Consider the following 11342-nt stretch of genomic DNA (forward strand, 5'->3'; position numbering starts at 1 on the left):
CCCATGATGACGTCAGTCGACACTGATCTGATCCGGGTTCTGGCCGACCCTCTCAGGCTCCAGATCGTGACCCTCCTCGCCCGCGAGACGCTCTGCACCACCCACCTCGTGGAGGAGACGGGCGCGAAGCAGACCAACCTCTCCAACCACATGAAGGTGCTGCGGGAGGCCGGGGTCGTGGAGACCGAGCCATGCGGGAGGTACACCTACTACCGCCTGCGCCCGGAAGTCATCGAAGCCCTCGCCGGGCAGTTCGCCGACCTCGCCCAGACCGCGCGGGCCACCTCGGAAGCGAACCTCAAGCGGTCCTGCCCCTAGCCTTCCGCGCTTTGCCTCACCTGCCCGAGGAGAACCAGCCTTGACCGCCACCCAGCCCGTCGGCACCCCCATACCTGCCGACGTGCCGCAGTCCGGCCCCGGCGCGACCCCGCCCCGCACCCCGCTGATCGCCCGCGCCGCCGCCGAACTGACCGGCACCGCAGCACTGGTCGCCATCGTCGTCGGGTCGGGCATCCAGGCCACGAAGCTCACCCAGGACGTGGCCCTGCAGCTGCTGGCCAACTCCACCGCCACGGTCTTCGGCCTCGGCGTCCTCATCGCCCTCCTCGGCCCGGTGTCCGGGGCGCACTTCAACCCCGCCGTCACGCTGGCCGAGTGGTGGACCGCCCGCCGCGGCGGCGTCGGCGTCAAAGCGCGCGAGCTGGCCGTGTACGTGCCCTCGCAGATCATCGGCGCCATCGCGGGCGCGATCCTGGCGGACGCGATGTTCGGCGAGCCCCTGGTGAAGTGGTCCACCCACGACCGCTCCGCCGGGAACCTCCTCCTGGGCGAGGTCGTGGCCACCGCGGGCCTGATCCTGTTGATCTTCGGCCTGGCCCGCACCGACCGTCTCCGCTTCGCCCCCGTCGCGGTGGCCTCGTACATCGGCGCCGCGTACTGGTTCACCTCCTCCACCTCCTTCGCCAACCCGGCGGTCACCATCGGCCGCGCCTTCACCGACACGTTCGCGGGCATCGCCCCCGGCTCGGTGCCGGGCTTCGTCGGCATGCAGCTCGTCGGCGCCGTGGTGGGCCTGGCCCTGGTGGCGGTCATCTTCATGCGCGGCAAGACGGACAGCGGGTCGACTTCCGCATGACGCGGCGCACGGATGTGGTGGTGATCGGCGGCGGCCAGGCCGGGCTCGCCGCCGGCTACCACCTGCGTCGTCTGGGCATCGAGCACGTCATCCTCGACGCCCAGACGGCACCCGGCGGGGCTTGGCTGCACACTTGGGACTCCCTGCGCCTGTTCTCCCCGGCCCAGTACTCCTCCCTCCCCGGGCGCCTCATGCCCGTCCAGGAGGGCGATCTCTACCCCGACGCCGCCCACGTCGTCGCCTACCTGGCCGACTACGAGAAGCGCTACGAACTACCCGTCCAGCACGGTGTGCGGGTCTCCGCGGTCCACCGCGACGGCGTCTTCCTCCGGGTCGCGACCGACTCCGGCGACTGGCGGACCCGTGCCGTCGTCAGCGCCACCGGGACCTGGACCCGTTCGTTCCTGCCCGCCGTCCCCGGCCGCCACGGCTACCAGGGGCGCCAGCTCCACACCGTCCAGTACCGCAGCCCGTCCCAGTTCGCCGGGCAGCGCGTGATCGTGGTCGGGGGCGGCAACTCCGGCGCTCAGATCGCGGCCGACCTCGCCGTCGCCGGGATCGACCTGACCTGGGTCACCCAACGTCCGCCGCGCTACCTCGCCGACGACATCGACGGCCGCGCCCTCTTCGACGCGGCGACCGCTCGCCGTCACGCCCTCGACGCCGGCCGCGCCGATACCGGAGGCGTTGCCTCCCTCGGCGACATCGTCGCCGTCCCACCCGTACGCGCCGCCCGCGACGCCGGACTCCTCACCCCCACGCCGATGTTCACCGGCCTCACCCCGACCGGGGCCGAATGGGCCGACGGCACCCGGGCCGCAGCGGACGCGGTCATCTGGTGCACGGGCTTTCGCCCCGCACTGGCCCCCTTCGCAGCCCTGCGGCTGCGCGGCACCCGAGGCCGGATCGCCATGGAAGGCACTCGTGCCGCCGACGATCCGCGCCTGCACCTGCTCGGCTACGGCGACTGGACCGGCCCCGCCTCCGCCACCCTGATCGGAGTGGGCCGCACGGCTCGCGAAGCAGCCCGCGACATCCGATACCTGCTCCGTTGACCCTCTCGGCCAGGCAGCAAGTGCACGGCGTACGGCGTCAGTCGTGACGGGCGAGTCTGGCTGCGGAGACCAGCAGGATCACGGCCAGTGCGGGGATGAGGACCACGTCCGGAAACACGCCGAGCAGTAGGACACCACGGGCAACGATCGTGCCGAACGGAGGGGGACGAGGTTCTGGTCAGTACTCACGACCGGCATCGTCGCTGGTCACAGACCCGAGCCGCCACATTCCAGCCTCACCTTCGGGGAATGCCACCGCAGGCCGGGTCAGGGCTTGTCGGGACCTCCGAGACCGCATTCAGCTGCCCAGGTCGCTGGCACCGGGGTCTTACGACACCGCGGTGCTGCGACGCTCCAGCAGGATGACATCCCGCCATGCTCCGTGGTGCCGGCCGATGCGCTCCCGGGTGCCGATGATCCGGAACCCGGCCCGCTGGTGGAGGGCGAGGCTCGCGGTGTTCTCGGGAAAGATCCCGGACTGGATCGTCCAGATCCCGACCGCCTCCGCAGAGGTGATCAGGGCGTCCAGGAGGGCGCGAGCGGCGCCTCGGCCGCGGGCGTCGGGGTGAACGTAGACGGAATGCTCGACCACGCCCGCGTACGCGCACCGGTCGGAGACCGCGCTCGCCGCTACCCAGCCCAGCACCCGCCCGTTGTCGAGGGCGACGAAGCGGTGGCCGGGCAGCTTGGCCTTGTCGAACGCTGCCCACTCGGGCGCCTGCGTCTCGAAGGTGGCGTTGCCCTCGTCGATCCCGGCCTGGTAGATGCCCAACACCTGCTCGGCGTGCTCGGGCAGCATGGAATCGATCCGCATGCCGGTCACGCCGTCTTCGCGGCGCCGGCCAGCAGTGCACCCATGGCGGCGAGTACGGACGGCTCGACCCGGTAGTACACCCACGTGCCGCGACGCTCCGAAGACAGCAGCCCGGCCTCCTTCAGCTTCTTGAGGTGGTGGGAGACCGTGGGCTGGGAAACGCCGACATCGGAGATGTCGCACACGCACGCTTCCCCGCCCTCGTGGGAGGCCACTGCGGAGAACAGGCGCAGGCGCACGGGGTCACCGAGGGCCTTGAACATCTTCGCCGCGACCTCGGCCTCCTCGGCCGACATCGGGCGCTCATTCAGTGGGGGGCAGCAGGCCGCGACGACGTCCGGCTCCAGCAGCGGCAGCACCTTCACATTCGACATACGTCTATGTTGACACATGTCGAACCAAGGTTCGGGGGGTCGGGTGGGCGGCGGGGCGGCATCCCCGCATGATCCACGCACCACGGTTTCGATGAATGTCTATGTTGACGGCCATCGAAGCAGGTGCCATGCTGGCGGCGTAGGACATCGACAGACATCGAAACAGTCAGGGAGTCGACAGTGAACGCGCCAGCCACCACCGATCTGCCCGTCGTCGTCATCGGGGCTGGCCCTGCCGGTCTCGCGGCCGCCGCACACCTCGTCGACCGCGGCCTGGAACCCCTGGTTCTGGAAGCCGGCCCGGTCGCCGGAGCCGCGGTGCGCGAGTGGGCACACGTGCGGCTGTTCTCCCGATGGGGCGAGGTCGTCGACCCGGCCGCCGAGAAGCTCCTGGCCCCGACCGGCTGGACCAAGCCCGCCGCGGACACCTACCCCTCCGGCGGCGACTGGGCCGACCTCTACCTCCAGCCCCTCGCCGATGTCCTCGGCGAGCAGGTCCGCTACGACGCGACCGTTACCGGGGTCTCACGCACCGGCCGCGACCGCGTCGTCGACGCCGAGCGCGAGGCCCAGCCCTTCGTCGTCCACTTCCAGAGTGCCGACGGCCGTGAGCAGCGGGTCCTGGCCCGCGCCGTCATCGACGCCTCCGGAACCTGGACCACCCCGAGCCCGGCAGGCGGCAGCGGCCTTGCCGCGCTCGGCGAGAAGGCCGCCGCCGACCGGATCACCTACCGGGTCCCGGACCTGAAGGACCCCGCCGTCCGCGCCAGGTACGCGGGCAAGCGGATCGCGGTGATCGGCTCCGGCGCCTCCGCCTTCACCGCCCTCGCCTACCTCGCCGACCTCGCCAAGTCCGGGGACGGCGAAGGCACCCACACCACATGGATCCTGCGCCGCGGCATCTCCGGCTCCACCTTCGGCGGCGGCGAAGCCGACCAGCTGCCCGCCCGCGGAGCCCTCGGCCTCGCCGCGAAGGCCGCCGTCGACGACGGATACGCCGACGCGGTCACCGGATTCCGTACCGACACCATCGAGAAGGACGACGCGGGCCGGGTTGTGCTCGCCGGCGAGGACGGCCGCCGCCTGGACCCGGTGGACGAGGTCATCGTCCTGACCGGCCTCCGCCCCGACCTCACCTTCCTGAACGAGCTCCGTCTCGGCCTCGACGAAAGCCTCCAGGCCCCCACCGAGCTCGCCTCGCTGATCGACCCCAACCAGCACTCCTGCGGCACCGTCTACCCGCACGGCGTGAACGAGCTCTCCCACCCGGAGAAGGACGTCTACCTCGTCGGCATGAAGTCCTACGGCCGTGCCCCCACCTTCCTCGCCATGACCGGTTACGAGCAGGTCCGCTCCATCGCCGCCGCCCTCGCCGGGGACCGCGATGCCGCCGAGCGCGTCGAACTCACCCTCCCCGAAACCGGTGTGTGCGGCGGAGCGGGCCTCTTCGACGAGCCGGAGGCCGCCGAGCAGAGCGGTGGCGGCTGCTGCGCAGCCCCGGCCACCCTCACCGTCGGCGCGGCGCCCGCCTCCTCTGGCGGCTGCTGAATCGTGCCTGACACCAAGGCCGGCGTGGCCGCGACCGGAACAGGGGACCGGTCGCGGCCACGCGCCGTCCTGCCCGCCCTCTGCCTCACCCAGATCACCAGCTGGGGCATCGTCTACTACGCCTTCCCCGTCCTCAACCCCGCCATCACCGCGGACACCGGCTGGAGCCCAGGCGCGACCACGGCCGCGTTCTCCGCCGCTCTCGTCGTCTCCGCCATTGCGGGGATCTACGTCGGCCGCGTCCTGGATCACCGCGGTCCGCGTCTGGTCATGACCGCAGGCTCCGTCGTCGGCGCCCTGAGCCTGCTGGTGATCGCTGCGGCCCCCAGCCTGGCCGTCTTCTTCGCAGGATGGCTGCTCGCCGGAGCCGCGATGGCAGCCGTCTTCTACCAGCCCGCCTTCGCCGCCCTCACTCGTTGGTGGGCCCCCGACCATGTCCGCGCACTCACGATCGTCACCCTCGCCGGCGGACTCGCCTCGACCGTCTTCGCACCCTTGACCGCGATCCTCGCCGACCACATGTCCTGGCGGGCCTGTTCTGGTCGGCCTTGTGGCCTTACTTGGTCGGACTCTTGCTCCTCGGTGTCGTCGGCGTTGGCGTTTGGTGGCTGTGGAGGACTGACCGTCTCATTCGGGGCAGCGACCGGCAGTGGCGTCACGAGAACGCGTTCAGCGTCGGCCATCGAACCCTTGCCGAGGTGGACCTGATGGACGGCACGCAGTTCGAGGACTTCGTGGCCGACCTGTGCAGGCGGGACGGATGTACGGAGGTGCGCCGCGTCGGCCGCACTGGTGACGACGGTGCTGACGTACGCGGACGGCTGCCCGACGGCCGCATCATGGTGATCCAGTGCAAGCGCTACAACCCGAAGCGGAAGATCTCCAACGGTGAGGTCCGTAACCTTCTTGGCTCGCAGGTGCACTTCAAAGCCGAGGTAGCCCTCTTCGTCACCACTTCGTACTTCAGCGGCCCTGCCGAACGCTGCGCCGTGCAGAACGGTGTCGTAGCCGTCCATCGTGATCACCTCGGTCTGTGGAACAACGGAGCGGCGCTTCCGTCCCTCACAGCGGTGAACGGAGCCGGCCAGGGCGACCGCCGCCACCGGGCCCTGCGCAAGAAGACTTACGAGTAGCGCTGTTAATCAGTGGTTTCCAGCGGCCGCAGTCGGGGGCATTGACGAGCGACTTGCGAGCATGGAGGACATCGGCTTGGAGTCTTCTGGCGTGGGCAAGTCCTCAGCCGGCGCCGCCGGTCGACTGCTGGCTCGTCAGGCATGGGCCTGGCGCTGGGCAGGCCTTGCTGTACTCCACGAATGAACACCACGCGAGGGCCCCACCGTGATGGTGCCGCCGTGTCGGCGCTTGGTGTCGCGCACCATGATGCAACCAGGCCCGTGGCTTGCGACCTCGACGCACGTTTCGGTTCCGGTGTACGAGCTGGTCCGCCAGTTGGGGCCGCCTTCAAGCATTACCTCTCCTGATGGCTGAAATGATTGATTGCTGCTCTGATGAGCGACATCGCGGGTTCGCCGTAGACGGCTGACTGCTTGAGAAGGGCGAATGCCTTGGCGTAGAGCTCGATCTCCCTGGGCTGGCTGACTGTCATTTCCGCCGAAAACGTCTCGATGAGTACGATTCTGTTGTCGAACATCGAGAAGGAATGCCCGAGCCAGATGTCGGTCCGGGCTGCCATGGGGACGATTCCCACGCTGACCCGCGCCAGGCCCATGAGCGCCACCAGGCGGTCGAGCTGCGACTTCATCACGTCCGGACCGCCGACGTTGGAGTAGAGCGCCTGTTCGCCGAGGATGACGTGGTATCTCCGGCTTCCTTCGTAGAGGTACCTCTGCCGTTCCATCCGCTTCGCGACTGCGGCCTCGGTGTCGTTGGGCATTTCATAGAAGCGCACAGCCTGCTGAAAGATCGCCGCAGCGTGGTCGGCGGTTTGGAACGTCCCCCATATGGCGTTGGGCTGCCAGATCCGGAAGAGCTGTGTCTTGGCGTAGACCGGTAGAGACTTCTTCTGCCGCATCTCGGCGCCGGTCTGCAGCTGTCGGCGCCACTCGAGCCAGAGCTCATCGATGTGACGCACGGTGGCAATGAGATCGGAAGTGTGCTGGCTCCCTCACGAGGTCAAGGTCGGCGACCTCTTCCAGTTCGACGCCGCCTGGCACCCCGTCAAGCAGATGGTGCCGGGCCATGGCAGCAGCCGGGTCCTGCACTTCGACGCCCACGCCCCGTACACCATGGCCCAGGCCGAGATCGTTGCTCGGCCGATCAGCTATGCCGACGAAGCCGGCACCCTCGGGCGTTTGCTCAGCCCCTGATCCAGGCCGCTCACGGACTCCTTGTCCGGGGCGGGGCCGCAGCCCACATCCCCGCTTGCCGCAGGGATCCTCCACAGCGCTGCCCCGGAGTGCACGCTCCGCATCACCAGTGAAGGGAAGCCGATGTCCAGCCATCACCGCAGCGACATGTACCCGCTCCCCATGTCGGTCGCGTTCAGCGGTTCCGACAACACCGGGAAGACCAAGCAGATCGGAATCCTCGCCCGGCGTATAGGCCCGGCCGCGACCTCCGCGGGCCCGCTCGACCACTACGACCCGCGCTGGGCCGCCATCAAGGCCGACGGTATGGCCCGCTGGTGGTTCGAGACCGGCTCGGTCGAGGAGGTCGCCGATGTCCTCGCCACCTCCTACCTCGAACGCTCCCGTCACCCCTTCTCCGCGCCGGTGCGCCTGCTGGACCGGGGCATCCCCATGCTGGAAGCGTCCGTCGCCGCGACGGTCGCCGTACGGGAGAACCTGGGCACCACCCAGGCCGCAGAGCGGGCCCGGGTCCTCCTGTCCCCGTACGAGACCAACCTGCGGGCCGCCGAGGAGGACGAATACGCCCTCGTCCTCCTGCACTGCGACGACCCCGAGGAAGGCACCCGCCGGGGTCTGGCCCACGAGGTAACCGTCACCGACACCTACGCGGCGTACCAGCGCCACCTCCACGAACAGATCAACCGGCTCGTCGCCGACGGCCGCTTCCCGATGTCGATCCGCATCGGCGACCGCCCGACCGTCACCATTCAGGACGAGGTCCGCCGACTCCTGGCGCCCCTGCACCCGAGCGTGCCCAGCAGGGCCTTGGCAGGAGTACACGTCACCGCGCCGGGCGGTATGTCGAGATCGCCTCGCCCTCGACCGACGCTGGCCGGGGCACCAGCCCAGCACCATGCCGGTCAACGCGCTCGGACTCCCGGTTCACCTGGAGTCCTACCTGGCCGAGTTCCTCGACCGCACCACCGGCCCGAACCCGCTGATCGACCTGCTGGCCGTAACCGGCAGCGGCGCCCGCGGCAAGTACCAGCACGGCTGGAGCGACCTCGACGTGTTCGTCGTCGCCGAAGTCTCCTCCCTCGACGGGATCCGCCAGGTCCTCGCGGAACTGGAGGCCGAACTCGGCGGGGTCAAACTCGGCATCACCGTGCTGACTCGAGCAGAGTGCCGGGCAGGGGCTGTGACCTCCCGGCTCCTCCACGTCCTCGCCCTCATCGGCAGCGGGGCGCTGGTCCCGCTTTGGTCGGCCCCCGGCCTGTCCTTGCCGGCCCCGGACGTCGCCACGGACATCGAGGTGAGCCTGCACGATGGCATCCAGGCCGCCATCGAGATCCGTCGGCAGCTCCTCAAGGGGGCACCCGACCTCCGCGGTCTCTACAAGGTCACCGCGCTACTCGCGAAGATCCAGCTCCGGTTCAGGGGGATCGAGTGCCCCTCCGACGGAGACGCCCTCACCGTCCTCCTCGACGCGAAGCGGCAGGACACCAGTGCGGTCACCACCGCCCGCACCGAGCGGCCCGTCGCCGAGACGCTCGCGACCCTCGTTCTCCGAAGCTGGCTGGATACTCTTCCAGGGGAGAGGCGATGACCGCGAGCACGCAGCGGACCCCGGGGACAGCGAGCACGTTCCACAAGCCGGTGGCGACCCGAAAGCAGGCCGAGGCCGAGGTGAAGGGTTGGACCCAACTCGCCTCCCGCATCACGGTCCCGTGCCTTCGCGAGCAGATCGCGTTACTGGACGGGCAGCTCCTCGCCTACGAGGACGTCTTCGCAACCGGTCGGTGCGGGCTGCTGCTGGGTGACGTGATCGCCCTCGCCGACCGCGACCTGGCCGTGCAGCCCCGCCTGGACCGCCTCGTGGACAGCGTCTGCGTCGACCTGCGGGCGGCGGCCGAGGAGACCGGCAAGCACGTGCCGCTGGCCGAGTGCGTCCCCGACCTCTACCTCGACCGGATCCGCCCCGGCGGCCGGCTTGACCGCTGGTACCTCCGCCGCGACCTGCCGATCACCCTGCCCCACATCAGTACGACCCTCACTCTCCGGGAGCTGGCCGACTTCACCCTCACGGCCAACGGCAGGCAACTGACGGCGAACGTCGCCGACATCATCGACAGCCTCCGCAACGCCCTGGCCCCCGACCGACGCTGGCTGGCCGGCCTGACGCAAGGCGACCCCACGGAACCCAACATCGCCGACCCGCTCTGCTGGCTCGACTTCGAGTTCGCCGGCCGCAACACCGCCGTGGGCGAGGCTGCCAACCTGCTCTGGTACCTGATGGCCCTGGGAGGCTGGCTCGTCCCCCGGTACCAGCCCGACGTCTACGCCCGCACCCTCCGCCTCGCCCTGCCTCCACTGACCCGCCCGCGTATCGAGCACCTGGAGCTGCACGAGAGCAGCCGGCACATCGACGTCCGCTACTCCTGGGACTCCGGCGTCGGTCGTAGTGCGGCCATCACCCGGGCCCTGGAGGGCCTTCGTGGCGATGACGGGAGGGGCCTGGAAGAGGTGCACGCCTTCCTCGCCTTGCGGATCCTGGGAGTCATCCCGGCTGCCCGGCTGACCGGGCACGGCTTCCTGCTCGTACTGATCAAGCTCGCCGAGAGCCAGGACCCGCTCACGTCGATCGACACCTTCTTCACCACCACACCGGTCCCTCACCCTCACCCTGGCGAACGGAGCAGCCATGTCCCTGCCCCTGCTTGAGACCCCTCTCCAAGCACGCCCGCTCCAAGGCCGCACCGCCCTCGTCACCGGCGGGGCCACCGGCATTGGCGCCGAGATCGGACGCGCGCTCGCCGCCGCCGGCGCGACCGTCGCGGTCAACCACCTCGGCCAGGACCACGACGCCCACGCGCTCCTCGCCGCCTTCGAGCGCGACGGCGGTCCCGGCATCGCGGCGAACGCCGACCTCACCGACCCCGGCGCCGTCCAGACCATGGTCGACCTCGTCCGCGCCGAGATCGGCCCCATCGACATCCTGGTCAACAACGCCGGCTCCTACCCCCGAGTCGCCTGGCAGGAAACCGACGAGGCCGCCTGGACCTACTCCCTCGATGTGAACCTCACCGCCCACTACCGCACCTGCCACGCGGTGACGCCCGGCATGATCGAACGCCGCTGGGGACGGATCGTGAACATCGGCAGCGTCAACGCCCGCGCCGGCCGCGCGAACCTCGTCGCGTACAGCACCGCGAAGGCCGGGCTGCTGGGCCTGACCCGCTCCCTCGCCCGCGAACTGGGGCGCTACGGAATCTGCGTCAACACGGTCATGCCCGGCGCCATCCAGGTCGAGGCCGAGAACACCATCCCCACCCAGCACCGTGCCCGCCCGGAAGACCAGATCAAGCGCCAGTGCGTCCCTCGCCGTGGACGGCCCGAAGACCTCGCGGCCCTGGTGGCGTTCCTCGTGGGCCCCTCCGCCTCGTTCATCACTGGGCAATCCGTCCACGTCGACGGCGGCTGGCTGCTGCACTGAGACCGCCAACAAGCAAGGAGACAGACCGAAATGAAGGAACGAGTCCGCGCCGTCCTCGTCACCACTGACGACACGATGCTGGTCATCCGCCGTACCAAGCCCGACATCCCCGAGTACTGGGTACTCCCCGGCGGTGGTGTCGAACCCAGTGACGAGTCCCGGGAGGCCGCTCTCCACCGTGAGATCCACGAGGAGATCGCCGGGAAGGCCGACATCGTGCGCCTCCTCCACACCATGGAGTCCGATGACGAGCGCCAGCTCTTCTACCTCGCCCGCATCGCGACCTGGTTCTTCGAGGATCGCACCGGACCCGAGTTCAGCGCAGAGGGCCGCGGCGAATACGCGCTGGAAGAGATCCCGCTGACTGCGGAGGGGCTCGACCGCATCGACCTCAAGCCCGAGGAAATCGCCCACGTCCTCCGTGGCGCCATCACGGCAGGCACCCTCGTCGGCGAAGCCGCAGTGTAGCCCTACGGCCTAACCTGCGCGTTTCACTTGCGGCGGTGTCCGAGTCGTGATCGGAAAAGCGAAAGTGCCTTCTGAGCTGGGAAGATGAGGCTTGTCGAAGGTCTCTGTCATCACAGCAGGAAGGCACTTTCTGCGTGCAGCCTACC

The 11342-nt window shown here is 69.6% G+C and carries 14 protein-coding genes and 1 pseudogene; 11 read left to right on the plus strand and 4 right to left on the minus strand.

What is annotated here, in order from left to right; translation table 11 throughout:
• The first annotated feature begins 3 nt into the window (after positions 1 to 3).
• Genes ABTY04_RS27590 through ABTY04_RS27600 form a run of 3 tightly spaced genes read left to right on the plus strand, consistent with a single transcriptional unit; the run spans position 4 to position 2190 of the window.
• Complete coding sequence (locus ABTY04_RS27590) at positions 4 to 318, plus strand: ArsR/SmtB family transcription factor (protein WP_352216095.1); 315 nt, start codon at positions 4 to 6, stop codon at positions 316 to 318.
• A gap of 40 nt (positions 319 to 358) precedes the next feature.
• Positions 359 to 1135, plus strand: a complete 777-nt coding sequence (locus ABTY04_RS27595) for an aquaporin (protein ID WP_352216096.1) — start codon at positions 359 to 361, stop codon at positions 1133 to 1135.
• Positions 1132 to 2190 (plus strand): ArsO family NAD(P)H-dependent flavin-containing monooxygenase, encoded by a 1059-nt coding sequence (locus ABTY04_RS27600; protein WP_352216097.1) that lies wholly within the window; start codon positions 1132 to 1134, stop codon positions 2188 to 2190. Before ABTY04_RS27595 ends, ABTY04_RS27600 begins: the two co-directional genes overlap by 4 nt.
• A 328-nt stretch (positions 2191 to 2518) precedes the next feature.
• Here ABTY04_RS27600 and ABTY04_RS27605 read toward each other — a convergent pair whose 3' ends face one another.
• Both ABTY04_RS27605 and ABTY04_RS27610 read right to left on the minus strand, forming a co-directional pair.
• On the minus strand, positions 2519 to 3004 hold the full coding sequence (locus ABTY04_RS27605) for a GNAT family N-acetyltransferase (RefSeq protein ID WP_352216098.1): 486 nt from the start codon (positions 3002 to 3004) through the stop codon (positions 2519 to 2521).
• A 5-nt stretch (positions 3005 to 3009) separates the two neighbouring features.
• Positions 3010 to 3378, minus strand: a complete 369-nt coding sequence (locus tag ABTY04_RS27610; protein ID WP_030724816.1) for an ArsR/SmtB family transcription factor — start codon at positions 3376 to 3378, stop codon at positions 3010 to 3012.
• Between the two features lie 180 nt (positions 3379 to 3558).
• Between ABTY04_RS27610 and ABTY04_RS27615 the strand changes: the two genes are divergently transcribed.
• From ABTY04_RS27615 to ABTY04_RS27625, 3 genes and pseudogenes are all read left to right on the plus strand, one after another.
• The gene (locus tag ABTY04_RS27615) at positions 3559 to 4926 is read left to right on the plus strand and encodes an NAD(P)-binding domain-containing protein (RefSeq protein WP_352216099.1); all 1368 of its coding nucleotides are present in this window, start codon (positions 3559 to 3561) and stop codon (positions 4924 to 4926) included.
• A gap of 3 nt (positions 4927 to 4929) precedes the next feature.
• Positions 4930 to 5457: pseudogene (locus ABTY04_RS27620) on the plus strand (MFS transporter); the annotation flags it as partial.
• Positions 5458 to 5633: 176 nt separating this feature from the next.
• Positions 5634 to 6059 carry a restriction endonuclease gene (locus tag ABTY04_RS27625; protein WP_352216100.1) on the plus strand — a complete coding sequence of 142 codons (426 nt, stop codon included), beginning with the start codon at positions 5634 to 5636 and terminating at the stop codon, positions 6057 to 6059.
• Positions 6060 to 6194: 135 nt separating this feature from the next.
• On the opposite strand, the gene ABTY04_RS27630 is transcribed toward ABTY04_RS27625, so the two are convergent.
• Both ABTY04_RS27630 and ABTY04_RS27635 read right to left on the minus strand, forming a co-directional pair.
• On the minus strand, positions 6195 to 6395 hold the full coding sequence (locus ABTY04_RS27630; RefSeq protein WP_352216101.1) for a DUF397 domain-containing protein: 201 nt from the start codon (positions 6393 to 6395) through the stop codon (positions 6195 to 6197).
• The gene (locus ABTY04_RS27635) at positions 6395 to 7018 is read right to left on the minus strand and encodes a DUF5753 domain-containing protein (RefSeq protein ID WP_352216102.1); all 624 of its coding nucleotides are present in this window, start codon (positions 7016 to 7018) and stop codon (positions 6395 to 6397) included. The genes ABTY04_RS27630 and ABTY04_RS27635 overlap by 1 nt, the downstream gene beginning before the upstream one ends.
• Positions 7019 to 7037: 19 nt before the next feature.
• Between ABTY04_RS27635 and ABTY04_RS27640 the strand changes: the two genes are divergently transcribed.
• The 5 genes from ABTY04_RS27640 (at position 7038) to ABTY04_RS27660 (ending at position 11196) form a co-directional block, all read left to right on the plus strand.
• The gene (locus ABTY04_RS27640) at positions 7038 to 7253 is read left to right on the plus strand and encodes a hypothetical protein (protein WP_352216103.1); all 216 of its coding nucleotides are present in this window, start codon (positions 7038 to 7040) and stop codon (positions 7251 to 7253) included.
• An 895-nt stretch (positions 7254 to 8148) separates the two neighbouring features.
• Positions 8149 to 8841: a nucleotidyltransferase domain-containing protein gene (locus ABTY04_RS27645; protein WP_352216104.1), complete on the plus strand. Its 693-nt coding sequence runs from the start codon at positions 8149 to 8151 to the stop codon at positions 8839 to 8841.
• Positions 8838 to 9956 (plus strand): hypothetical protein, encoded by a 1119-nt coding sequence (locus ABTY04_RS27650; protein ID WP_352216105.1) that lies wholly within the window; start codon positions 8838 to 8840, stop codon positions 9954 to 9956. The genes ABTY04_RS27645 and ABTY04_RS27650 overlap by 4 nt, the downstream gene beginning before the upstream one ends.
• Positions 9937 to 10728, plus strand: a complete 792-nt coding sequence (locus ABTY04_RS27655; RefSeq protein ID WP_352216106.1) for an SDR family NAD(P)-dependent oxidoreductase — start codon at positions 9937 to 9939, stop codon at positions 10726 to 10728. Before ABTY04_RS27650 ends, ABTY04_RS27655 begins: the two co-directional genes overlap by 20 nt.
• A gap of 30 nt (positions 10729 to 10758) precedes the next feature.
• Complete coding sequence (locus ABTY04_RS27660) at positions 10759 to 11196, plus strand: NUDIX hydrolase (protein ID WP_352216107.1); 438 nt, start codon at positions 10759 to 10761, stop codon at positions 11194 to 11196.
• The last annotated feature ends 146 nt before the right edge of the window (positions 11197 to 11342 follow it).

Source organism: Streptomyces sp. NPDC097981 (assembly GCF_040302565.1).
Taxonomy (GTDB): Bacteria; Actinomycetota; Actinomycetes; order Streptomycetales; family Streptomycetaceae; genus Streptomyces.